Here is a 24,441-nt window from a genome sequence, read left to right as displayed (position 1 = left end):
GATCTAAGCCTGCCCTATAAAAATCGCCGGCCTGTTGCACATCACAGGTAGGCAGGATGTTTGGTGATTGTTAGGGCCTCATCGCTGGCAAGCCAGCTCCCACAGGGATTTGTGAACACCGCAAAACGTGTGGGAGCTGGCTTGCCAGCGATGAGGCCATAAACAGCACCGTGCAAAAAAGGATCTGCCAATGCTCTCCAGGCTCATTCTGCTCAGCGCTTTTGCGCTCTCAAGCCCCTTCAGTTGGGCCGCCCCACAACCCGCCCTCACGGTCTACGGCGAAGCCCCCAAATACGCCCCGGACTTTCAACACCTGGCCTACGCCAACCCCAACGCGCCCAAGGGCGGAACGTTGCGCCGCTCCTCGCTGGAAAGCGGCCCGTTCGATCACCTGATTCCGTACATCGACAAAGGCACCGGCGTCGCCGACATCGACGGCTGGCTCTACGCTCCGCTGGCCTATCGCAGCAAGGATGAACCCTATAGCGTCTACGGTCTGGTGGCGCAGCAGATGGAACTGGATGCGGATCGTCGCTGGCTGCGCTTCTACCTCAATCCCAAGGCCCGGTTCGACGACGGCACGCCAATCACTGCCGAAGACGTGCGTTACACCTTCGAACTGTTCACCACTCAGGGCAGCCTCAAATATCGCCAGCAGTTTCGTGACGTCGCCGACGTGGTGGTGGAATCGCCGACGCAAGTGCGCTTCAACTTCAAGAACAACGACAGTCGCACCTTGCCGCTGGATCTGGCGACGCTGCCGGTGCTGCCCGAACATTGGTGGCGTACGCGCAACTTCGCCGAGGGCGCCGGTTTCGAGATCCCGCCGGGCAGCGGCCCGTACCGGATCAGCGCGGTGGATGCCGGGCGCAGCGTGAAATTTCAGCGCGTTGCCGACTGGTGGGCCAAGGACCTGCCGATCACTCGCGGCCTCTATAACTTCGATCACTTGAGCGTGGAGTTCTTCGCCGACACCGATGTTTCCCGGCAAGTGCTCAAGGCCGGTGGCTTCGATTACAACCGCGAGTTTTCCGCGACCAGTTACACCATCGGCTATGCCGGGGCGGCGCTGGAGCAGGGCAAATTGCTTCGCGAACATCTGGCGCCGGGTGCTGCGCAAGGTTCGCAGGGTTTCGTGTTCAACCTGCAAAAACCGATGTTTCAGGATCGTCGGGTGCGGCAGGCGATCGCCATGCTCTGGGATTTCGAATGGAGCAATCGGCAAATGATGCGCAGCATGTACCTGCGACAGCGCAGTTACTTCTCGCACAGCGCATTGGCGGCCACCGAGTTGCCGGACGCCGAGGAACTGAAAATCCTCGAACCGTGGCGCGGCAAAATCCCCGATGAGGTGTTCACCGAAGTCTTCGAAGCGCCGAAAACCGACGGCAGCGGCAACATCCGCGCCGAGCAGTTGCAGGCCTTGAAGCTGCTGGAAGCCGCCGGCTGGAAACCCCGTGGTGATCAGTTGGTGAATGCCAATGGCGAGCCGCTGCAGTTCACTTTTCTCAACGGTCAGAAGGGCTTTGAACGGCTGCTGCTGCCGTTCAAGCGCAACCTGGCGCAGATCGGTATCGGCTTCGATATCCGCCAGGTCGACACCGCGCAATACACCAACCGCGTGCGCAACCGCGACTACGACATGATCGTGGTCGGCTACCCGGTGAGTCAGGCGCCGGGGCGCGAGATGTTCAATTACTTCGGCTCCGACGGCGCCGACGATCCCGGCTCGAACAACTACATGGTGCTGCGCGATCCTGCGGTCGATGCCTTGCTCGAAGGGCTGGTGCAGGCCGACAACCGCGAAAGCCTGCTGCGCCATGCCCATGCCCTGGATCGGGTGTTGCAGTGGGGTTACTACTGGATTCCCAATTACTACCCGCCGGGGATTTCCACGGTGTGGTGGAACCGTTTCGGCCGTCCGGCGACGGCGCCGCTGTATGACGCCGGGCTCGATACCTGGTGGGAAATCAGCCCGACCGCGCTGACCGCCACGCAGATGCAGCAACAGCAAAAGGAGTACGCCCATGTTGGGTTATAGCCTGCGGCGTCTGCTGCTGATCGTGCCGACGTTGCTCGCCATTCTGCTGGTCAACTTCGTCATCGTGCAGGCCGCGCCGGGTGGCCCGGTGGAACAGGCGATTGCCCGGTTGCAGGGCATTGGTGTCGGCGCGGCGGTGGGCGGTGGTCATGTTGAAACCATCGGTGGCGAATCCCGCGCCACCCGGGGTCTCGACCCGAAACTGGTGGCCGACATCGAGCGTCAGTACGGCTTCGATAAACCGGCCGGTGAGCGCCTGTGGCTGATGCTCAAAAGCTACGCGCAACTGGATTTCGGCCTGAGCTTTTTCCGTGGCGCCAGCGTCACCGCGCTGATCTGGCAGAAGCTGCCGGTGACCTTGTCACTGGGCTTGTGGGCCACGTTGATCACTTACCTGGTGTCGATTCCGCTGGGCATCCGCAAGGCCGTGCACAACGGTTCGGCGTTCGATGTCTGGAGCAGCGTGGCGATCATCATCGGCTATGCGATGCCGGGCTTTCTGTTTGCGCTGTTGTTGATCATCGTGTTTGCCGGCGGCTCCGCGTTGGACTGGTTTCCGGTGCGCGGACTGGTCTCCGACAACTTCGCCGAGCTGTCGCCGTGGGGCAAGGTTGCCGATTACTTCTGGCATCTGGTGTTGCCGGTCACCGCGCTGGTCATCGGTGGATTCGCCACGCTGACCATCCTCACCAAAAACAGCTTTCTCAACGAGATCTCGCGGCTGTATGCGGTGACGGCGCGGGCCAAGGGCCTGAGTGAACGTCAGGTGCTGTACGGCCATGTGTTTCGCAACGCGATGCTGCTGGTGGTGGCCGGCCTGCCTCAGGCACTGGTGACGGTGTTTTTCGGCGGCTCGCTGCTGATCGAAGTGATCTTCTCGCTGGATGGCCTCGGCCGTCTCAGTTACGAGGCGGCGGTGTCGCGCGATTACCCGGTGGTGTTCGGTTCGCTGTTCATCTTCACCCTGTTCGGCCTGCTGATAAAACTCCTCGGCGACCTGTGCTACACGCTGGTCGACCCGCGCATCGACTTCACCGCGAGGACTGCCTGATGCTGACCTTATCTCCCATAGGACAGCGCCGTTGGGCGCGATTCAAGGCACATCGACGTGGCTGGTGGTCACTGTGGCTGTTTCTGCTGCTGTTTGGCCTGAGCCTGGGCGGCGAGCTGATCGCCAATGACAAACCGTTAATGGTCGAGTATCAGGGCCAATGGTATTTCCCGGCGTTCAAGCGCTACACCGAGCAGGATTTCGCCGGCGAACTGCCGTTCCAGCCGGACTATCGCAGCGCGCAGGTGCGGCAACTGATCGAGGGGCAGGGCGGGCGGATGTGGTTTGCGCCGATCCCGTTCGGTTTCGATACGGTGAATTACGACCTGACTGAACCGGCACCAAGTCCACCGAGCGGCGAGAACTGGCTGGGCACCGACGATCAGGCGCGGGATGTGCTGGCGCGGGTGATCTTCGGTACGCGGGTGTCGCTGCTGTTTGCCTTGGCGCTGACCGCCGTCAGTGCGCTGATCGGCATTGCGGCCGGTGCCTTGCAAGGCTATTACGGCGGCTGGGTCGATCTGCTCGGGCAGCGGTTGCTGGAAGTGTGGTCGGGGCTGCCGGTGTTGTATCTGCTGATCATACTGTCCGGGTTCGTCGAGCCGAATTTCTGGTGGTTACTTGGGATCATGGCGCTGTTTTCCTGGCTGAGTCTGGTCGATGTGGTTCGCGCGGAGTTCCTGCGCAGCCGCGGTCTGGAATACGTGAAAGCCGCGCGGGCGCTGGGTGTCAGCGACGCGCAGGTGATCTGCCGGCACATCCTGCCCAACGCCATGAGCGCGACCCTGACCTATCTGCCGTTCATTCTCACCGGGGCGATCGCGACCTTGTCGGCGCTGGATTTTCTCGGTTTCGGCATGCCCGCCGGCAGCGCTTCATTGGGCGAATTGATCGGTCAGGGCAAGAGCAATCTACAAGCGCCGTGGTTGGGGCTGACGGCATTTTTTGCCCTGGCGCTGATTCTTTCTCTGTTGGTGTTCATCGGTGAGGCTTGCCGAGATGCCTATGATCCAAGGACTTGAGATGAGCGAAAACCTGATCGAAATCCGCGACCTGCGTGTGGCATTCAATGGCCAGCCAGTGGTGCATGGCATCGACCTCGATATTCGTCCGGGCGAATGCCTGGCACTGGTCGGCGAGTCCGGCTCGGGCAAATCGGTGACCGCCCACAGCATCCTGCAATTGCTTGACCCGAACATCACGCGGATCGACGGCAGCATTCGTTATGCCGGGGAGGAGCTGCTCGGCGTGCACGAGCGCTATCTGCGCCAGTTAAGGGGCAACCGCATCGCGATGATTTTTCAGGAACCGATGAGTTCGCTGAATCCACTGCATACCATCGAGCGGCAACTCGGTGAGAGCCTGGCGTTGCACAAAGGCCTGGCCGGCGCGCAAGCCCGTGAACGGATTCTTGAACTGCTCGAACTGGTGGGGATTCAGAAACCGCGCGAACGGCTCAAGGCCTATCCGCATCAACTCTCCGGAGGTCAACGCCAGCGGGTGATGATCGCCATGGCGCTGGCCTGCGAGCCGCAATTGTTGATCGCCGACGAACCAACCACTGCGCTGGACGTGACGGTGCAGCGCAGGATTCTGTTGCTGCTTAAAGAGCTGCAACAGCGCCTGGGCATGGCGCTGCTGATTATCAGCCATGACCTGAATCTGGTGCGCACCATTGCGCAACGGGTGGCGGTGATGCGCGGTGGGCGGATCGTCGAACAGGCGTCGTGCGAGCAACTGTTCCGCGCGCCGCAGCATCCTTACAGCATCGAATTGCTCAACGCCGAGCCCGGGGGCGAAGCGCTGTGCCGGGATGTCGCGCAGGACTTGTTGCAGGTGCGCGATCTGAATGTGCGTTTTCGCCTGGGCGGCGGTTGGCTGCGGCCGAAGAATTGGCTGCAGGCGGTCAAGGGCATTGATCTGAACCTGCAGCGCGGCAAGACGCTGGGGATTGTCGGCGAGTCGGGCTCGGGCAAGTCGACCTTGGGTCAGGCGATTTTGCGCCTGATCGACGCCGAGGGCAGCATTCGCTTTGCCGGTGAGGCGCTGGAGCAATTGAGCGGCAAGCAGCTGCGGCCGCTACGCAAACGCCTGCAAGTGGTGTTTCAGGATCCGTTCGGCAGTCTCAGCCCGCGCTTGTGTGTGGAGCAGATCATTGCCGAGGGCTTGCAGGTACACAGCGATCTGAATGCTGCCGAGCGTGAGCAGGCGGTGATTGATGTGCTGCGCGAAGTCGGTCTCGATCCGGCGACCCGACATCGCTATCCGCACGAGTTCTCCGGTGGCCAGCGGCAACGGATTGCCATCGCTCGGGCGCTGGTGCTCAAGCCTGATCTGATTCTGCTCGATGAGCCGACCTCGGCACTGGATCGCACGGTGCAGAAGCAGATCGTTGCTTTATTGCGGCGGCTGCAGGAAGAGCATGGGCTGACTTATCTGTTCATCAGCCATGACCTGGCGGTGGTGCGGGCGTTGGCCCATGACCTGATTGTGATGAAGGAGGGTGAGGTGGTGGAGCGTGGCGAGACCAGTGCGCTATTCAGCGATGCGCAGCATCCCTATACACAGGAACTGCTGGTGGCATCGTTTGCTGGGTGATGACAGTTCCAACGTAGAAGAAGGTGCATGCTGCAGTTTATGGAGCACCACGTGACCCATCTGGGAGGGGGCTTGCTCCCGAAAACGGTGTGCCAGGCGGCAAACGTTGTGGCTGATCCGACGTCTTCGGGAGCAAGCCCCCTCCCACCTATGACCTGTTTATGACGAAACCTGGGAGTCAGACGCAAAAATCCCGCCACAGGGGCGGGATTTTCTTCAAACCGAACCAAGTCTTACGACGGGAACAGCTCGGACAGCTTCATCGACAGCATCATGTCGCCTTCAACGCGCAGTTTGCCGCCCATGAACGCTTGCATGCCGTCGGTTTCACCGCTGACGATGTCTTTCAGGGTTGCACTGTCCAGTACCAGGGTGCAGTTGGCGTCCGGGTTTTCACCTTCCTGGATGTCGCAAGTACCGTCTTTGACGATCAGCGCGTAGTGCTTGTCTTCGTCGGTGATGTTGAAACCGAAAACCAGATCCAGACCGGCAGCAGCGGCTGGGTTGAACTTGGCTTGCATCGCTTTTACGGCATCAGCTACGGAGGTCATGGTTCGATCCTTTCTTGGGTTAGCGCTGGTTGATTACAGCAAGGGTCACAATTATCCGGACTCAGCGGAAAGTGATGAGTTCCGGAGCCTTCAGCAGTTGCAGGTGTGCGTGACTGTTGAAGGAGGCCAAAGCCACCTCGCGACCGCGGAACTTCAGCTGGTTGAGCGAGGTGTTGACGATTTGCCAATTCAGTTCAAACGCCTGCCGGGCAGGCATCTGGGTAATCAGGTGGAGCAGGGCGGTGATGGTGCCGCCGGAGGTGAACACGGCGATTTTCTGGTTGCCGTCGGCCTGTTCGAGGACCCGGTGCAGTCCGGCCTGTACCCGCTCGACGAAACCCAGCCAGCTTTCCAGCCCCGGGGTGTCGTAGGTGCCTGCCAGCCAGCGCTCGATGACCAGGGCGAAGATGCGCTGGAATTCGGCGCGGTTCTGCGCCGCGTTGCGCAGGATGTCGATGGCTTCCGGCTCGTCCTCGAGCATGGCCGGGATCAGGGCGCGGATGATCGCGTCGGCATCGAACTCGTTGAACGCGGAGTCGGTCTCCAGCGTCGGTACCGACAGGCCCTTGGCGGTGAACTGCTCCAGCGCGCTGGTGGCCGTGTGTTGCTGGCGACGCAGGTCGCCCGCCAGGCAGCGATCGAAACGGATTCCCAACTCGGCGAGGTGCTGGCCAAGGACTTCTGCCTGGCGCACACCGATCGGCGACAGGACGTCATAGTCGTCTGCACCAAAGGAGGCCTGGCCATGTCGAATCAAATAGATGCTGCCCACGTCCGCGTCATCCCGGTACGTTGAAGGTTGTGGCGAGGTTATGAGGATGACGAAGTGCTGTCAATGAAAAAACATACGCTTGTTTGAAATGCCCGTTACAGGCCTGTTGCCAGAGGTTTCACGGCTGGCCGACGAGGCGGCGCATGGGTATGCTGGAACCATCCCGCGCGTGTTTTGCATCCGCGCATTGTTTTAAGGAGTCTCTGTGGAGTTTTTCACCGAATACGCCAGCTTCCTGGCCAAGACCGTAACGCTGGTGGTCGCCATCCTGGTGGTGCTCGCCAGTTTTGCTGCATTGCGCAGCAAGGGCCGGCGCAAGTCGGCGGGGCAGTTGCAGGTCAGCAAGCTCAACGATTTCTATAAAGGCTTGCGTGAACGTCTGGAGCAGACCCTGCTCGACAAGGATCAGCTCAAGGCTTTGCGCAAGGGCCAGGCCAAATCGGAAAAATCCGAGAAGAAGCAGAAGAACAAACCCGAGAGCAAATCCCGGGTGTTCGTGCTCGATTTCGACGGTGACATCAAGGCCTCGGCCACCGAGAGCCTGCGTCACGAAATCACCGCACTGCTGACCCTCGCCACGCCAAAGGACGAAGTGGTACTGCGTCTGGAAAGCGGCGGCGGCATGGTGCACAGCTACGGCCTGGCGTCTTCGCAACTGGCACGTATTCGCGAAGCCGGCGTGCCGTTGACCGTGTGCATCGACAAGGTCGCGGCCAGCGGCGGTTACATGATGGCGTGCATTGGCGAGAAGATCATCAGCGCGCCGTTCGCGATTCTCGGCTCGATCGGCGTGGTGGCGCAGTTGCCCAACGTCAACCGTCTGCTGAAAAAGCACGACATCGATTTTGAAGTGCTGACCGCCGGTGAGTACAAGCGCACCTTGACCGTGTTCGGCGAAAACACCGAAAAGGGCCGGGAGAAGTTCCAGGAAGACCTGGACATCACCCATCAGTTGTTCAAGAACTTCGTTTCCCGTTATCGCCCGCAACTGGCCATCGACGAAGTGGCCACCGGTGAGGTCTGGCTTGGTGTTGCAGCGCTGGACAAACAACTGGTCGACGAGCTCAAGACCAGCGATGAATACCTGGCAGACCGGGCGAAGAAAGCCGAGGTTTATCACCTGCATTACGCCGAGCGCAAAAGCCTGCAGGAGCGCATCGGCATGGCTGCCAGCGGTTCAGTGGATCGCGTGCTGCTGAGCTGGTGGAGCCGCTTGACCCAGCAACGCTTCTGGTAAGAAAAGGCTAACGAAAAACCCCTTTCACTGTAACGGTGAAAGGGTTTTTTTTAGGGTGGCGGTATATATGTATAGTTTGAGTTTGAATAGTTGATTCGAACTTGAAGTTTTTCATCGGCAATTCGCGCTTTTATAAAAAAGCCTGCTCGATAAGCTGTTGCTACTTTCAGTTTTCGAGATATTCAGTATGTCTTCCTTACCTGTACAGGCTGTCGCGCCTGTATTAACACCCGAACAAAAAGGCATGTTCTTTGAGTTAATCAAGAACAATGCTCCCGGCTGGCTGCTGTCGGCATCGGATGAACTGCGTCAAACACTTTATCAAAGCGTGATGGCCAGCCATCGCGCCCAGAGTGAAATGGACCCGTTTCTGAAGGACCTCAAGTCTCCAGAAGAATTTTGCGCACCGTTACTGGCCAGCGCCATGTCGCAAAAGCTCGGCCACTCGCTGGATATCGTCGGGGTGATTTTTCAGCACGTGCGCTCCACCTCCAGTCTTTTGGGCTTGCGCAGGAAACTGGTGTTGCCAGTTGATCGGGATCTGCTCACGGCCGCCTGCGAAAACTTCGAACTCAGCGAGACTCAGGCCACAAATTACACCGATACCTCCTTGATCTATATTCCCGAAAAAGTAACCGGTCGAGAAGCGCATATATTATCGATCCAGCCCCATGAATTTGCGCTGTTGTGTCGAACCCTGGACTTGGGCCAGCAATATCAGACTCATCTTCGTGCAGTCTTCAATGTGGATGCTGAGATCCATCCGTTGCGCAGCAAGTTTACTGAGAACCTGCGGTGTCGGTTCGAAGTGGATCGGCACGTCGCATTGCTGAAGAAACATATCAGTGTCGAAGTGCATGAGATGTTGCAGGCAGTCAAGGATAACCAGGACACGCTCAAACTGGGCAACAACACCCTGGGTTATCAGGGCTTGCAGATGCTGGGTGTCACACTTAACGGTGTGCTGTTTATCGGCCCGGTGAGTGAGCACGCCGATGACGACTATCGATGCGTTGTTTACCTGCCAGGTGATCCGTTGCACCCGCTCAAGGAGTATTCATCCTTCAGCGATTTCGAGAAACAGTTGAGCCAGCGGTTGAAAGGCGCAGCGTTTCGCCAATTCTTCATGCGCTTCATCAAGATCAGTGAGCGCGCAGCGTGGGTGACCGAACTCGATGGGCGTCTGTATCCGCACAGTCATTCAATCCTGCCTCGCGCCGCGTTCTACGTGACGTTGTCCGGCATCGATTTTGCGGGCGACCCGTTCACCCTGATGTATCGCCAGCACGCCGAACAGACCATGGCCGACGCTCGGCTCGTAGTGGTCCCAACCGACGATGAAGACGAGAAAACCCGGCTGGCCCGACTGGACACCTATAAGGCAATCGGGGTCGACCTGCTGTTGGTCGCTGTATCGTTCATACCTGTAGTCGGAGAGGCTCTGTTGGCGGTGACCGCGGTGCAGTTGCTCTCGCAGGTCTATGAAGGGATTGCCAGTTGGTCCAGAGGCGAGCAGGAGCAGGCGACGGATTACTTTTTCGATGTCGTCGAAAACCTGATCCTGATGGCGGCTTTCGCTGCGAGTACCAGGGCGGTAGGCACAGCGTTCAAAGTCGTCAGGTCATCGGCTTTTATCGAGCGCTTGCGCATGGTCAAACTGGCTTCAGGGCAGCCTCGCCTTTGGAAGCCTGACCTGCACGTGTATCAACAGCGTCGGGCCTTGCCTGCCGGAGTGCGTCGCGATGGCCGCGGCTTGCGTTGGGTTGATGGCCAGGCGTACCTGACGCTCGATGATCTGCACTATGCAGTGCGCCCCGAACCTCAGACCGGGCTGTGGGAAGTGCAGGCGCCGCCGGAATCGGCGAGCCGCTATGCACCGCTGCTCGAAACCAACGATCGGGGTGCCTGGCGTCATGACAGCGAGCTGGTTCAGGACTGGGATCGATTGAAACTGCTGCGCCGCTTCGGCCATCCCCGCGAGGAGCTGTCGGATGCCAGAGCGCTGCAGGCTCTGGCTGTCAGCGGTATCGAAGACAGCGTGTTGCGTCAGATCCATGTAGATCGCGGTCATCCGCCGGCCTTGCTGCTCGACACGGTGTGGAGATTTCGCGCCGATGCAGCGGTGACGGAGTTTATCGAGCAACTGCAGATCCCGTTGTCGGCCCCCATGGCGGATGCTGACCTGCAATTGCACCTGCTGACGACATCGGCCAGTTGGCCGGCAGACTGCGCCATTAGTGTCGTCGATGCAGCGGGCACGCCAATCAATCGTTATGGCGCAACCCACGCCACCACGATCCTGAAGATAACTCAGCAGGATGTACATCGAGGGAAACTGTACCGTTCTCTGCTGGCTGCACTCGGCAGCCAGCGGCGCAAGAACTTGCTCGGCTTGACGAGCCAGGATTCGGCGGTTCAGACGCGCAAACTGGTGCAAATCGTCGGCGAACAGGCACAAGGGCGACGGGAGCCGTTGTTCCAGCGAATTTATCGACGCCACGAAGCGCCGAGCAATGGTCGGGTGGCGTTGCTGATGAAGACCTTTGCCGATCTGCCTGCCAGTGTTGCCGAGGAGTTGGCGGGCAGTGCCCTGGATGGCGAAGCGCAGGAGCTGGACGCTGCCCGCGTACCATTGCGGCTGGCGCAGGAGGTGCGCCGCTATCAACAGGCGATTGCTGTGTGTCGAGCCTATGAAGGCCTGTACCTGGAGAGTGGCGGTGGTCACAGTACCAATCGCCTGGTGCTCGATACCCTTGAACATTTGCCGGGCTGGTCAGGGGCTTCAGCGATCGAGATACAGGAGTGGTCGGGCAGTCACGGCAGTGTTGCAACGACGGCGTCAAGCTCATCCAGTGAGCGGGTGATCATCAATGTGTTGGCGAACCGCATCAGCGTTCTGCAGGGTACTGATGCTGCGCTGAAAACATTTTCCGGGCGCACCCGCGAGCATTATTTCCAGGCCCTCTGGCATGGGTTGTCGGCGCAACGCAAGGTCGCGTTGGGCCTGTCGATCGAGGCCGGGGCGAACGGGCTACGGGAGAAAATCACCGAGCTTGCCATGCAGCGGCGAACAACGTTTGCCAGGACCATGGGCGAACGTCCCGGCGACTATTCGCCGATGGCCCTGGCTGACCGGCCCCCGGCGGGGCCATGGGCGAACTCAGGTGTGAGCGTTTCAGTGATGGTGCGCCGTATTCAGGAACTCTACCCGGCCCATTCCCCTGCACAGATCCATGCGCTACTCAACGTCTTGGGCCGCAATGAGATCCTGGTGCTGATGAAACTGGAATTGCTGCGCCTGGAGTTTCTCGGTATTCGCGAAGTCCTGAGTCGTTGGGTGACGCGGCAAACGCAGTACAACGGGATCGATGGCTCATTGCTTGATGTTCCACAGTCGGCGAAGTCCCGGGCCATGCGCGCGATCATCCGCTGCTGGCGCAGAGAACCGGGGGCCTCGGGCGACGCGCCACCCGACACCTTGATTTTCGCCCCGGAGCCGTTGGGAGAGTTGCCAGTGCTGGTCGGGGATTTCAGCCACGTCACGCATCTGATCATGGACGGCACTACGCCGCTGGGGCTGACGGCATTTTTGCGTCATTTCAGAAATTTGCGCAGCCTTTCCCTGAGGGGGAACCAATTGACCCAGTTACCGGTGACATTGGAACGCATGCCCTGGCTGACGCATCTGGATCTGAGCGAGAACCGTATTCGTCTATCTTCTGCATCGGTGCCGTCACTGGCGCAATTGAAAAAGCTGCGGGTGCTGAGCCTGGACTTCAATGTTGATCTTGCGCATGCCCCGGATGTCAGCTCACTGCCGGATCTGGAAAGACTGCGCTTGCGCGGTTGCGCAATCGATCATTGGCCCGAGGGAACCACCGGTTTGCAACGACCGCAACTGATCGATCTGCGCGATAACCAGATAAGCACGGTGCCGGAGGCGGTACTCAGGGCTCCGTTGGTGGTCACCCGCGCCGTTCGCCTGATGGGTAACCCCTTGTCGCCTGACGCCTTGCGACAGATTGCGACGTATCAGCAGGCGAACAGCGTCAGTTTCGGTGTAATGGCCCGGGTCTATCAACACCAGCCGCTACCCAGCGTGTCGTATGAAGGTCAGAGTGCGCGCTGGCTGACCGGCAGGCCTGCCGTCGAAGCGATACCGCGTAGCGTTACCTGGGAGGCGGTAAGGGCAGCGCCCGGCTCGCGGGATTTCTTCAATGTACTTTCACAATTGATCCACACGGCCGATTACACCCGGTTGTACCCGTATTTCAGCCAGCGTGTGTGGAATGTGGTCGAGGCGGCCGCTGAAGACACGCGGTTGCGCAGCGAATTGTTCCGCACGGCGCGCGTCGCCACCAGTGTCGATGGTTATTCCGCGGTGTTCAGTGAGATGGAAGTCCAGGTTTTGTGTTACCGAGCCACGGTCGCGGCCGGGATCGATGGCGCGCCGCTGGAGCGGCAACTGACGCATTTGCTCAGAGGCTTGTTTCGCCTGCAAACGCTGGAAGAGCAGACCTTGGCAGAGATCAACACCCGCGCCCAACCGAGTGTCTACGAGCATGCGCTCGAATTCAGTCTGGCCTATCGGGTGGGGCTGGCGGAGCGCCTGAATTTGCCTGGGCAGCCAAGGGCGATGAGCAGCCCGTTGAATGTCGAGGTATCGCAGGTAGAACTGGATCAGGCTTATCAGGCCGTCATGCGTATCGAAGGCTCTTCGGCGTTTCCCGACTGGTGTATCGGCCAGCGATTCTGGGTCGAGTTTCTCGAATCGGCCTACCCCGACGCTTTCGCCCTTGTCTATGTTCGAACCTCGCAGGCATTGGCGCGCCTGGAGGAGCAGGCGGAGCTGACGCGCGATCAGGCAGCGGTGCAGATGAACGCGATTCACGACAATTTCAGAAATGAACGTCAGGCGCTGATTCGCCAACTCACCGATCAGGCACTCGCGCGCCATCCGGCCAATGAGCTGGCCAGTTCGGATACAGAAGAGGAGAGAAGTACGCCTTGAGCAGGTGCTCAAGGCGTATTCGAGTCAGCGGCGACGGAACAGCGGCAGCGGTTCGTCAGTGGCGGCCTGGTAGGTCACCGAGAAGTCTTTCAGGCTTTCCAGTGCCTCGTACGGGTCCTTGTCGGCGCGCAGGGCGAACGCATCGAAACCGCAACGGTGCATGTAGAACAGCTGGTCGCGCAGCACATCGCCAATCGCCCGCAGTTCACCTTTGAAACCGTACCGGTCGCGCAGCAGGCGGGCGTTGGAGTAGTTGCGGCCATCGGTGAAGGCCGGGAAGTTCAGCGCGATGACCTGGAACTGCGCGACGTCGTCACCGATTTCCTCGGCTTCTTCGTCGGCGTCCAGCCACACACCCAGCCCGCCGTCGCGGGCCTTGAGCGCGTGAGCATGATCGCGCCACAGGGCCAGCGGCACGATCAGGTCGTCGCAGTTGGAGATGCCGTCGAGGGTCGCGTCCTTGGGCAGCAAGTGCCAGGTTTCGTCGACCACCTCGTTGTTCTTAATGATTCGCTGCATAGACGCGTTCCTTGAAGAGGTCGATGCCAATACGCTGGTAGGTGTCGATGAAGCGCTCGTCTTCGGTACGTTGTTCAACGTACACGTCGATCAGCTTCGAGATCACGTCCGGCATGTCGTCCTGGGCGAAGGACGGGCCGAGGATCTTGCCCAGGCTGGCGTCACGGCTGGCGCTGCCACCGAGGGACACCTGGTAGAACTCTTCACCTTTCTTGTCCACCCCGAGGATGCCGATGTGGCCGACGTGGTGGTGACCACAGGCGTTCATGCAACCGGAGATGTTCAGGTCCAGCTCACCGATGTCGAACAGATAGTCCAGGTCGTCGAAACGGCGCTGGATCGATTCGGCGATCGGGATCGACTTGGCGTTGGCCAGGGAGCAGAAATCACCGCCCGGGCAGCAGATGATGTCGGTCAGCAGGCCAATGTTCGGCGTGGCGAAACCACCTTCACGCAGCTCGCCCCAGAGGGTGAACAACTGGCTCTGCTCGACGTCGGCGAGAATGATGTTCTGCTCGTGGGACGTGCGCAGTTGACCGAAGCTGTAGCGCTCGGCCAGATCGGCGACGGCATCGAGCTGCTTGTCGGTGATGTCGCCCGGCGCAACGCCGGTCGGCTTCAGCGACAGGGTCACGGCCACATAGCCCGGCTTTTTGTGCGCCAGGGTGTTGCGCGAACGCCAGCGGGCGAAACCCGGATGCTCTTTGTCGAGTTCGGCCAGGGCGGCAGTCTGGTTCTCCAGCGCCTTGTAGTGCGGATCAACGAAGTGTTTGGCGACGCGATGCAGTTCGGCTTCGGTCAGTGTGGTCTGGCCGCCGCGCAGGTGCTCCATCTCGGCATCGACTTTCTGCGCGAACACTTCAGGGGTCAGCGCCTTGACGAGGATCTTGATCCGCGCCTTGTATTTGTTGTCGCGACGGCCATAACGGTTGTACACCCGCAGGATGGCGTCGAGGTAGCTCAACAGGTCCTGCCATGGCAGGAATTCGTTGATGAAGGCGCCGACCACCGGGGTACGGCCCAGGCCACCGCCGACCAGCACACGGAAGCCCAGCTCGCCGGCGGCGTTGTGGACCGGCTCCAGGCCGATGTCGTGGACTTCGATGGCCGCACGGTCAGCGGTCGAACCGTTGACGGCGATCTTGAACTTGCGCGGCAGGTAGGCGAACTCCGGGTGGAATGTAGTCCACTGACGGACGATTTCGCACCATGGGCGTGGGTCGATCAGTTCATCGGCGGCGACACCGGCGAACTGGTCGGTGGTGACGTTGCGCAGGCAGTTGCCGCTGGTCTGGATCGCGTGCATCTGCACGGTGGCCAGTTCCGCGAGGATGTCCGGGATGTCTTCCACCGCCGGCCAGTTGAACTGCACGTTCTGCCGGGTACTGATGTGGGCGTAGCCCTTGTCGTAGTCACGGGCAATCTTGGCCATCATGCGCACCTGACGGGAAGTCAGTTGGCCGTAAGGCACCGCCACGCGCAACATCGGCGCAAAACGCTGGATGTAGAGGCCATTTTGCAGGCGCAGGGGGCGGAATTCTTCTTCGCTCAGCTCGCCTGCCAGATAGCGTCGGGTCTGATCACGGAACTGCTTGACGCGGTCCTCGATGATCCGCTGATCGTACTCGTCGTATACGTACATATAAGTCCTGTTCTCAGGCTTTGGGCTACTCGGAAAACGCTGCGTTTTCGCTTGCTGGAGTCCGATGGTGCCTCGGCAATTACGCGCGCACGGCCGCGCACTCCCTAACGGAGCCGGGGCAATATACCCGTTTGCAGTTATGCGCAAAAGTGATGTTTGAGTATATGTAAAGAACCAAATCGCCTAACGAGAATAGTTGTTGATTAACCCACATTTGTCGCGGGGACAATCATCGTCTTAACTGTGATCGAGTCTTTCTGCAATCACCGATAAAACCGACAAGAGGCGATGCAATGAGCAATCCGACCAAGGCAAGAAAAAGCGATAGCAGTGTCGATGCATGGGCCATTCTGTTCCTGATTATTCTGGTAGTAGGGACGGCGGTATTCTGGGTCAGTCATCAGTAAACGACCGATTCGGGCCCGCTTCCGACGATTGTCGGACAAAAAACGGGATCAGGCGTCAATAGTCGCTGGTTCGAGGGCTATAATGCGCGGCCATTTTTCCTTGGGCCCGGATCATTCATGTTGAAGTTTTTCCACCTCAGCGTTCTGCTGTTCGGTGCGGTTTTCGGCTCTGCGGCCCGGGCCGAGTCGGTGCTGTTCCTCAATCCTGGGTCAACTCAGGAAGCCTTCTGGGTCAGCTATTCGCAATTCATGCAGGCGGCCGCCCGCGACCTGGGCGTCGATTTGCAGATTCTCTATTCCCAGCGCCAGCCGGAATTCACCCTGGCTCAGGCCAGAGTTGCCTTGCAGGGACCGAATCGTCCCGACTACCTGGTGTTCGTCAACGAGCAGTACGTGGCGCCGCAGATCCTGCGTATGGCGGAGGGCAGCGGGGTCAAGCTGTTCATGGTCAACGCGGTGCTCACCCCCGATCAGCAGGCGCTGATCGGCGAGCGTGCCGATCGCATCGGCAGCCTGGTGCCGAATGACGAGGAGGGCGGCTACCTGATGATGAAGGAGCTGATTCGCCTGCATCCGCCGGTGGCGCGGGGCGAACAGATTGAAGTACTGGCGTTTTCCGGCCTGAAGATCACCCCGTCAGCGCAATTGCGCGAGCAGGGCATGCAACGCGCCTTGGCCGAGTATCCGCAGGTACGACTGCGGCAACTGGTGTACAGCGGCTGGACCCGGCAACGAGCCTACGAGCAGGCGCGGCAACTGGTCAGCCGTTATCCGAAGGTGTCGCTGGTGTGGGCAGCCAATGATGAAATGGCCTTCGGCGCCATGCATGCGTTTGCCGAAGCCGGCAAAGTCCCCGGCAAAGATGCGCTGTTCAGCGCAGTCAACACCTCGCCCGAGGCGTTGCAGGCGGTGGTCGATGGACGCTTGAGCGCGCTGGTGGGCGGTCACTTCACTCTCGGCGGGTGGGCGCTGGTGGAGTTGCACGATTATGAGCAGGGCGTCGATCTGGATCGTTATGGCGGACGTGACCGGCAATTGTCGCTGCTGCAACTGATCGACAAGCATCAGGCACAGCAAATGCTGGCCATGGGCGCCGCGCCGGATTACGGCGTGAGTTTTCGCAAGTTGTCGGCCAAGGAGCGTCCCGCGTCCTATCGCTACCCGTTCAGCCTGCAGATCCTGATGCACTGAACCCTGTCAGACCCCGGCGAAATGCAGCACCAGCTTGACGATGACAAACAGCGTCAAAGCGAACACGGCGGTGAAGCCGATCCCCAGGATCACAAAATGGCTGGGCTTGCCATGGGTGAAGTCCCTTGCCCGGTTCTTCCCGCTTTGCACGCCGAATGCGGCAGCCATCACGCTGTGCAGCATCTGCCAGAAGCTCGGTGGCTTGTTGTCGACTGGATCGTCCATAAATCCCCCGTCCGAAAGGCTGTCCCGACAGCATAGTCAATCCAGCGGGTTGTGCCGTGGGTCGCACGCGGGTTCCTGACTTGTCCGGTAACACGTCCGCGCCAATACGATAACTATGTACCGCAGATCACCGTGGCGGACATGGTGTCCTGTCCTCCCATTTTTCAGGAGAGACAGGATGTCCACTCATCCCCCGACATTGCCCCGCGCACCGGTCAGCGCCAGCCTTCACGGCAAGCTGCTGGAGCAGCTGATCCCCGATTGGCTGATTGCCGCTTCACCCGAGCGGCGAGCCGCGATGAAAGTGGCCAGTACCCGGCCAGCGCACGGCTATCACCATTTCTCGAATGATCAGCAACAAGCCTTGAAAGACCGGGTCACGGCGGCCTTTGTCGCCCAGAGCCGACTCGACAAGACCATGGCCGGCCTTGAAAGCGTCGATGCATTTGCCCAGGCGCTGCTCGGCAAGGCACTCAAGAACCAGTTCAACGTGACGGTCGATCTCGACAAAACCTTGCTGTGTCTCAGACGGCCCCTCGAACTCGGGGTGCTGGAAGTTGAAGTTTCCACGTTCGAAGTGTTGAAGCTGCCCTTGCTGCAAGCGGCATTGCACAACTTCGAGGCTTCGGAATGTGAAGCAGGTGCCTATCACGCCAGATCCGGTTTCGTGGTCGAGACGGCAACCCCGGGCGAGTTTCAGGCCGTAGACATCGGCATCACGGTCAGGCAGTTTCTGACGCTGTGTCGTTCGCTGGACGTCGGTGCCCGTTATCAGGCAAGGATCAAAGCGTTTTTCGAGAAAACCGACACCTTGCGCCGGCACTTCATTGCCAGCCAGAAAACCGCGTTGCGTGCCGCCGCTGAATGGGCGCTGCTGAAACAGGACATCGAGCCCGCCGACTACCGGATGATTCTGTCGGTGGTGGACGGCCAGATCCATCCGCAGCTCGGCGGCAAGGCCGTGTGGTTTCGCGACCTGAGCCTGATGAAGCGGCGGATGACCGGTTGCGTGGTGTTCAGCATCAGCGAGCGCTACCGCTACACCAACGAGTTCATCGTCTACATTCCCCATGACCCGCAACACCCGCTCAAGCGCTACACCATGGCGCAGATGCGTGAGGTGTTCAAACGCAAGTTCACCGCGACTGATCCTACGACTCCCGCGCAAGGACCGACTGCTTACCAGCAGTTTTTCAGTCAGTTCGTGGCCTATGCCGACCGTCCTTACTATTTCAGTCAGTTCACCCAAAAGGCTGCGGACTCCCCGAGTGACCCGTTGCATTCGATCTGGGTCAAGGTTGCACAGCTGATACCGCCACTGTCGACCATCGCGCGAATCAAGGAGCTGCCACCCGAAGCCCCCGGCAAGCGCGAGCCGCAGACTGACCCGTTTCTCGACCCGTTGCCGACCACGCGCAAAGGCGTGGCCGGGATCTGGGCCGACAACACCGATCTGTGGCAGTACCTCTATGAGCAGCACCAGGCCAAATTTATCGCCGATGCGAAGGCCCACGCCGTCCCCACAGCAGACGTCGACGCCCGGGTACGGGCAGAAAAACTCAGTCATCTGCTCGAACTCGGCATGATGGCGTTGAACATGGTGTCGATGTTCGTCCCGGTACTGGGCGAAATCATGATGACCGTGATGGCCGGGCAACTGCTCTATGAATCATTCGAAGGCGCTATCGAATGGTCGGAAGGTGATCGCCAGGCTGCCAAGGCGCATCTGGTCGATGTCGCGCAGAACCTGGCGCTGATTGGCGTGATGGGCGCGGTCGGCAAGGGCGCAGGCCGACTCCAGGCGGCCTCCGCCGAGCCCGTGATCGAGCATCTGCAGCCGGTCGAGCGACCTGATGGCTCGGTCCGCCTGTGGAAGCCTGACCTTGATGCTTATGTCAGCGACAGTGTCCTGCCGGCGAGTGCCGTGCCTGATGCGCAGGGCGTGTATCGATTCGACGGCAAGACCTTCATTCGCCAGCAAGGCAAGTTCTACCAGACGCACTACGACGAGACCCTGAAAAGCTGGCGCATCCGCCACCCGCATGATCCTGCGGCGTATCAACCGATCCTTGAGCACAATCGACTGGGGGCCTGGCGCCACAACCTGGAGCGACCGCTGAGCTGGGATCGACTGACCCTGCTGCGGCGCATCGGGCATTCGACTGAGGCGTTTTCGGATGCGCAACTGCTCGAAATCGCCGATGTCAGTGGTGTCAGTGATGATGCCCTGCGTCAGATGCACCTCGAGCATCAGCCGGCGCCACTGGCCCTGGCCGACACTTTGCGCCTGTATGAAGCGGATCAGCAGGTCGGGCGGCTGATCGATCAGGTCGAACGAGGAACCCCCCTGGATGATTCGTATCTGCTGACGCTGCCAATGCTCACGCAAATGCCGCGCTGGCCGAGCGGAAAGATTTTGCAAGTCTTCGACGGAGCGCAGCTGTCCGGCCCCAGCCGGCTGTTCGGCGCAGAATCAGGCTTGATCGAGGGCCAGACGCATACACCGATCCAGGTGACCCGCGCCGAAGTGCTCGACGGCCAACTGCCGGAGCGTATTCTGGCCGCGCTGGATGAGCCGCAAACACGTTGGCTGCTGGGCGCCGAGCCGGCGCGCGTGGTCGAATCGCGGCCGCTGGAACTGCGCAAACAGATCGCCGATTACCTGCGCACCCGGCAACCGGCGATGTTCGACAGGCTCTATGACGAGCCCGCGTTGAACGACCGGCGAATCACCAGGCTGCAAGCCGCGACACCGGGGTTGGGCAGTTCGGCGGCAATCCGCGTGCTGCTGGAGGCGAACGCCGAGGAGCTGGCGCGCCTGCAAAGCGGCAAGCGGGTGCCGTTGCGGCTGCTGGAGATCTCCCGTGAATTTGCCCGGCGACGCCGCTTCAACCACGCGGTCGCCGGCCTGCACATGGAGAATTCGGGTGGCAGCGAAAGCCAATGGCTGGCCTTGCGCGCCCTGGAACGACTGTCGGGCTGGTCGGACGAGGTGCGTCTCCAGGCGCGCGAAGGTAGCCTCGACGGGCCGTTGATTGACAGTGTCGGCAGCGAAAGTGCCGGCCAAACCAAGTATCTGGTCAAGCGCGGGCCGGTCTATCAGGCGTACAACGAGCGCGGCGAAGAGCTGAACAGCATTCCGCGTCACGGCGACAATTTTTTTGCCTCAATCCTCCATGCCTTGCCCGACCAGTCGCGACAGGCCCTGGGTTTTACCCAGGTTGCGCGTAGCGCCGGACTGCGTCGGGCACTGATCCGGTATGTGGCCCGACACCGTGCCGAACTGGCTCGACTGGCGAGCAGACGCCATGGCCACAAGCAACGCTTCAAGGCGCCGGTGCGGGTACGCCAGCACGGGCTCGGTTATTACGCCAGCGGTCGCGGCGAAGGCGTCAATCCGTTGCTGGTGACGCGCGTGCAGGATGTGTATCCGGCGCTAACGGATCAGCAGGCGGGCGGGTTCATTCTCAAGCAGTTGGCCGCCGGGCGGACTGACGCACAGATCTACGCGCTGTTGCAAAGGCGCCTGCGTGAATGGCAGGAACTCGAATCGTCGCTGGCGCAATGGGAAGGTGTGCCGGCCCCTGAGTCGACGCTGGAGTCGATGATCGGCGGTCGATTCAGCGTGGTGCGCAGCCTCAAGCAGAGCTGGCGCAATTCGCCGCTGGCCGATAGTCACGTGAGTGCGGCACGCCTCGATCTGATCTGCGATGACCCGTTGCCGGTGCTGACGGCGGACTTCTCGCATGTGCGCGATCTGCGAGTCAGGGGGCGGTGCATCACCGATGCCAACGTCGATGAACTGTTGGGCAGTTTCCCCAGGCTCAAGGCGCTGCGCATCAATGCCACCGCTGAAACATTTACCAACGTGCCGGTGGCGTTGCAGAACATGCCGGAGTTCACTGACCTGACGCTTTACAGTGCAATGCCCTTTGCCGCTGACATGCCGGCACGCCTGGCTCAACTGACCCGTCTTGAAGCATTGAGCGTCAGCACCTCGAGCTATCAGCCGCTGGCCTTCGACGTCAGTGGCATGCGTAATCTGCACACGCTGGAAATCGTCGCCTATTCATTGTTCGACTGGCCTGCGGGGGCGCTGGAGTTACCGGCCCTGGAACGTCTGAACCTCAGGGACACCGGAATCAGCACCGTGCCGGCAACACTGTTGCAGGGGCATGGAAAACTCTGGTCGGGGCTGTCGCTGGACTGGTCAAGATTCTCCCGGGAAAACTTCACGGGCGTGTACGAATACGTCAAGACCCATCCAGAACACCTGATCGATCGAGAGACGATGGTCAGGGATTATTGCCGCGGCGAGTTGCGGCGCCTGGGTGAGGGCGTGAATCAGTCGCCCGAGGGGGTGTTCAATCGTTTCTTCGAGCAATGGCCGGATGAGCAGCAGCGTTTCACCGCGATCAATGCCTTGAGCGATCAATATGCTGCGCTGGATAGCCAGCTCAGTCAGTGGCAGCAGCGCGTGGTGGTGTCGGAAGAATCGCTGCGCGAACTTGTCGCGCGATCAAACCTGGCCCATGTCCTGAAAACCAGTTGGCGCAAGGGCATGTTCAAGCGCTATGGCGCGACCATCAGTGCTTCGACCCTGGACTTGTCGGGGCTGATGCTCAGCGAACTGCCGGCGTTACCCGCTGACGCATTTGCGCATGTACGCACGCTGCTGCTCAACGGCCAGCGCGTTGCAGCCGTGCAGATGCGCGGTTTCCTCAGTGCGTTCAGCGAAGTACGAACCCTTGATCTGAGTGACAATGCCTTGCACGAATGGCCGATCGAGTCGCAGAGCCTTTCGCGCCTGGTGCACCTGGATCTGGCCGACAACCAGTTGACCGACGCTTCAGGCCTGGAGCGCGGATTGAGTGAATTGCCTGCGCTCGAACAGTTGAATCTGCGGAACAATCCGCTGAGCGAGATGAACGTTGGCAGCCTGCAGCGCTTGAAGGCCCTCGACCTGCAGGCAACGCACCTGCAACAGTGGCCGACAGGGGCCGAAGGTCTGCCGCAACTGGCGTGGCTGGATCTGCGCGACACCCGTATCAGCACGCTGCCGCCTGCCGTGCTTGAAAGCACCGCACTGCTCAATACCAACCTGACCGGTACGCCGCTGACCGCCGCGGCGTCGGCTGAACTGCGTCTGGCCCAACGGCGGCTCGAAGACACCCTCGGCCTGCCTGCCGGCGCACTGGATGCGTTTGCCCGGCAGCCGGTGCCGGCGACCTTTCCGCCGGCAGAGAACGGTGTATCAGTGGCCCGCCAGTTGCTGCCGCTGACGCAGGCGCCGGTCAGTACCGGGCTGACACGGATGCGCCAGGACCTGCAGCGAGTGCAGCCGGCCCTTAGCGATGAACAAGCCACGCAAATGATCGAGGCGCTGCGCAATGAGGGTGCGACCGAAGTGCAGATCAGCGAGCGGATCACCGGTTGGAGTCAGACCTTTGAAACCCTCGTTCGCCAACTCAATGGCTGGCTGTATACCCGGGAAACCCGTGGCGTCGATTGGGTTATCTCCTCGCAATCACGCAGCCTGGCGGCGTGGCGCATCCTCATCTGCTGGCGCGCACGGTTATCGGTTGCCGGGGTCGATGCGGTTCTGGATCTCAACGGCCTGCAATTGGGCGATCTGCCGCCGCTGCCTGAGGACTTTGGGCATGTCGGCAGTTTGAACCTGACAGGCACACGAGTGACGGCCGAGGGCAGCAACGGCTTTCTCAAGGCTTTCACCCGCCTGCGCAGTCTGACCCTCAATGGCAATGAGCTCACAGCGCTGCCTGATGCCGTCCGGCAAATGCCGGAGCTTGAGCGACTCGAGCTTGCCAGCAACAACTTCAGTGACACCGAGCATCTGTATGCCGCGCTGTCCGGTCTGCAGCATCTGCAGGCACTGGACCTGGGCTACAACCCTCTCGATGCGTTCGACGTCAGTTACTTCGAGCATTTGCAAAGTCTGGATCTGCGTAATAACAACCTGGCCGAATGGCCGGCCGGGACGCTGGATGCGCAGCACCTGCGGACACTCAACCTCAGTCGCAACGACATCACCGCCATCCCCGAACAGGCGCTGGACGGTCAGCACGATGAGCTGATGGACGGCACCGACCTGACTGACAACTACAACCTGTCGGAGGAGTCGCTTGAAAGGCTCAGAACCTATCAGGCTGCGGGTAATCGCCTGCGAGTGCTCGGTTTCTCCAGTTCCGATCTGGAGGAAATGGCTGACGACGTTGCCGGCGGGCTCAGTGAAACCACCGACAGCATCGAGTCCGACGAAACCCTGCCGGGCGAACAGGCCCATGCGCAACAGAAGGCGCCGTGGCTGGTGAATCTGCCGGCGGAGCAGGCGTCCGTACGCGACAAACTCTGGGATCAACTGGCGGCGGAACCGGATAGCGCGGCATTCTTCCATTTGCTTGACCGATTGCAGGACACCCAGGAGTTTCGCGTAGCCAACGCCGATCTGACGCGACGGGTGTGGATGGTCATGGAGGCGGCGGCCGCCAACAGTGAGCTGCGCGAGGTGATTTTCGCCGGCTCGGCCACACACGGGACTTGCGTGGACGGGCGCATCCTTACGTTCAGTGGTCTGGAGAGCAAGGTCTTCACTTACAACGCCTTGATCGATTTACCGGCCGGCCGTCCGGGAATCCGCGGCGAGGCCTTGTTGTCGCTGTCGCGGCAGCTGTTTCGGCTGGACAAGGTCGATGAGCTGGCAAAAGCGGCGGCGGCGCGCAGTGGTTTCGACGAAGCCGAAGTCCGCCTCGGTTACCGGATCGGTCTGACCGGGGGCTGGGACGATGGACTGGAATTGCCCGGGCAGCCGAAAAACATGAAATTTGCCTCCGGTGTCACCCCGCAGCAGTTGGTCAATGCGCGGGCCGAGGTGGTCAGCGCGGAACGTTCCGAGAGATTTCTGGAGGACCTGATCCAGCGCGATTACTGGCTGGACTATCTCAAGGAGCAGCAGCCCGAAGCGTTCAGGCAAATGGATGAACTGCAGTTGATGGAGGAGGGCGAGGACGAAGGTCTGAGTGCTGACGATCCGCTGTATCTGAGCAGGTTGTTCGACCAGGCGGCCGCGCGAAATGCCAGGCTCATCGAATTGTCGCGAGAGGAGATCGAACGGATCGGTTTGTCTGCCGGCAACGCACAAATGCCCGGTACGTCCGGGCAACTGTCAGGCGGGTAAA

At 60.4% G+C, this 24,441-nt stretch carries 13 protein-coding genes; 8 read left to right on the top strand and 5 right to left on the bottom strand.

Annotation, left to right across the window (positions count from 1 at the left end; all coding sequences use genetic code 11):
- The first annotated feature begins 190 nt into the window (after positions 1-190).
- Genes ACM6I7_RS07630 through ACM6I7_RS07615 form a run of 4 tightly spaced genes read left to right on the top strand, consistent with a single transcriptional unit; the run spans position 191 to position 5,690 of the window.
- Positions 191-2,041, top strand: coding sequence for an extracellular solute-binding protein (locus ACM6I7_RS07630; RefSeq protein WP_150368413.1), 1,851 nt, complete (start codon positions 191-193; stop codon positions 2,039-2,041).
- Complete coding sequence (locus tag ACM6I7_RS07625) at positions 2,028-3,092, top strand: microcin C ABC transporter permease YejB (protein WP_414888263.1); 1,065 nt, start codon at positions 2,028-2,030, stop codon at positions 3,090-3,092. Before ACM6I7_RS07630 ends, ACM6I7_RS07625 begins: the two co-directional genes overlap by 14 nt.
- Complete coding sequence (locus tag ACM6I7_RS07620; protein ID WP_414888262.1) at positions 3,092-4,114, top strand: ABC transporter permease; 1,023 nt, start codon at positions 3,092-3,094, stop codon at positions 4,112-4,114. Before ACM6I7_RS07625 ends, ACM6I7_RS07620 begins: the two co-directional genes overlap by 1 nt.
- A gap of 1 nt (position 4,115) precedes the next feature.
- Positions 4,116-5,690 (top strand): ABC transporter ATP-binding protein, encoded by a 1,575-nt coding sequence (locus ACM6I7_RS07615; protein WP_414888261.1) that lies wholly within the window; start codon positions 4,116-4,118, stop codon positions 5,688-5,690.
- A 233-nt stretch (positions 5,691-5,923) separates the two neighbouring features.
- Here the strand turns inward: ACM6I7_RS07615 and ACM6I7_RS07610 are convergent, their stop codons facing one another.
- Together ACM6I7_RS07610 and ACM6I7_RS07605 are read right to left on the bottom strand one after the other, a co-directional pair.
- Positions 5,924-6,241: an SCP2 sterol-binding domain-containing protein gene (locus ACM6I7_RS07610; RefSeq protein ID WP_027613701.1), complete on the bottom strand. Its 318-nt coding sequence runs from the start codon at positions 6,239-6,241 to the stop codon at positions 5,924-5,926.
- A gap of 61 nt (positions 6,242-6,302) precedes the next feature.
- Positions 6,303-7,013 carry a histidine phosphatase family protein gene (locus tag ACM6I7_RS07605; protein ID WP_414888260.1) on the bottom strand — a complete coding sequence of 237 codons (711 nt, stop codon included), beginning with the start codon at positions 7,011-7,013 and terminating at the stop codon, positions 6,303-6,305.
- A gap of 205 nt (positions 7,014-7,218) precedes the next feature.
- Between ACM6I7_RS07605 and sohB the strand changes: the two genes are divergently transcribed.
- Both sohB and ACM6I7_RS07595 read left to right on the top strand, forming a co-directional pair.
- Positions 7,219-8,250, top strand: coding sequence for a protease SohB (gene sohB / locus ACM6I7_RS07600; protein ID WP_027613703.1), 1,032 nt, complete (start codon positions 7,219-7,221; stop codon positions 8,248-8,250).
- 157 nt (positions 8,251-8,407) lie between these two features.
- Positions 8,408-13,261 carry a dermonecrotic toxin domain-containing protein gene (locus ACM6I7_RS07595; RefSeq protein WP_414888259.1) on the top strand — a complete coding sequence of 1,618 codons (4,854 nt, stop codon included), beginning with the start codon at positions 8,408-8,410 and terminating at the stop codon, positions 13,259-13,261.
- Positions 13,262-13,285: 24 nt separating this feature from the next.
- Here ACM6I7_RS07595 and ACM6I7_RS07590 read toward each other — a convergent pair whose 3' ends face one another.
- Positions 13,286-13,780, bottom strand: a complete 495-nt coding sequence (locus ACM6I7_RS07590; protein WP_098964198.1) for a DUF934 domain-containing protein — start codon at positions 13,778-13,780, stop codon at positions 13,286-13,288.
- Complete coding sequence (locus tag ACM6I7_RS07585) at positions 13,764-15,422, bottom strand: nitrite/sulfite reductase (protein ID WP_414888258.1); 1,659 nt, start codon at positions 15,420-15,422, stop codon at positions 13,764-13,766. Before ACM6I7_RS07585 ends, ACM6I7_RS07590 begins: the two co-directional genes overlap by 17 nt.
- 524 nt (positions 15,423-15,946) lie before the next feature.
- Between ACM6I7_RS07585 and ACM6I7_RS07580 the strand changes: the two genes are divergently transcribed.
- Complete coding sequence (locus ACM6I7_RS07580) at positions 15,947-17,020, top strand: ABC transporter substrate-binding protein (RefSeq protein WP_414888257.1); 1,074 nt, start codon at positions 15,947-15,949, stop codon at positions 17,018-17,020.
- A 6-nt stretch (positions 17,021-17,026) separates the two neighbouring features.
- Here ACM6I7_RS07580 and ACM6I7_RS07575 read toward each other — a convergent pair whose 3' ends face one another.
- Positions 17,027-17,245 (bottom strand): DUF2970 domain-containing protein, encoded by a 219-nt coding sequence (locus tag ACM6I7_RS07575; protein ID WP_007967863.1) that lies wholly within the window; start codon positions 17,243-17,245, stop codon positions 17,027-17,029.
- Positions 17,246-17,423: 178 nt separating this feature from the next.
- Here ACM6I7_RS07575 and ACM6I7_RS07570 point away from each other — a divergent pair, with 178 nt between their 5' ends.
- On the top strand, positions 17,424-24,440 hold the full coding sequence (locus ACM6I7_RS07570; RefSeq protein WP_414888256.1) for an NEL-type E3 ubiquitin ligase domain-containing protein: 7,017 nt from the start codon (positions 17,424-17,426) through the stop codon (positions 24,438-24,440).
- Position 24,441 lies beyond the last annotated feature (1 nt).

It is taken from the genome of Pseudomonas sp. IT-93MI4 (genome assembly GCF_949767635.1).
Lineage (GTDB): Bacteria > Pseudomonadota > Gammaproteobacteria > Pseudomonadales > Pseudomonadaceae > Aquipseudomonas > Aquipseudomonas putida_A.
This window is presented reverse-complemented; position numbering and strand designations above follow the sequence as displayed.

Coding starts and splice junctions, on each gene's coding strand:
- ACM6I7_RS07630 (WP_150368413.1), top strand. CDS start 191: ATGCTCTCCAGGCTCATTCTGCTCAGCGCTTTTGCGCTCTCAAGCCCC.
- ACM6I7_RS07625 (WP_414888263.1), top strand. CDS start 2,028: ATGTTGGGTTATAGCCTGCGGCGTCTGCTGCTGATCGTGCCGACGTTG.
- ACM6I7_RS07620 (WP_414888262.1), top strand. CDS start 3,092: ATGCTGACCTTATCTCCCATAGGACAGCGCCGTTGGGCGCGATTCAAG.
- ACM6I7_RS07615 (WP_414888261.1), top strand. CDS start 4,116: ATGAGCGAAAACCTGATCGAAATCCGCGACCTGCGTGTGGCATTCAAT.
- ACM6I7_RS07610 (WP_027613701.1), bottom strand. CDS start 6,241: ATGACCTCCGTAGCTGATGCCGTAAAAGCGATGCAAGCCAAGTTCAAC.
- ACM6I7_RS07590 (WP_098964198.1), bottom strand. CDS start 13,780: ATGCAGCGAATCATTAAGAACAACGAGGTGGTCGACGAAACCTGGCAC.
- ACM6I7_RS07585 (WP_414888258.1), bottom strand. CDS start 15,422: ATGTACGTATACGACGAGTACGATCAGCGGATCATCGAGGACCGCGTC.
- ACM6I7_RS07580 (WP_414888257.1), top strand. CDS start 15,947: ATGTTGAAGTTTTTCCACCTCAGCGTTCTGCTGTTCGGTGCGGTTTTC.
- ACM6I7_RS07575 (WP_007967863.1), bottom strand. CDS start 17,245: ATGGACGATCCAGTCGACAACAAGCCACCGAGCTTCTGGCAGATGCTG.
- ACM6I7_RS07570 (WP_414888256.1), top strand. CDS start 17,424: ATGTCCACTCATCCCCCGACATTGCCCCGCGCACCGGTCAGCGCCAGC.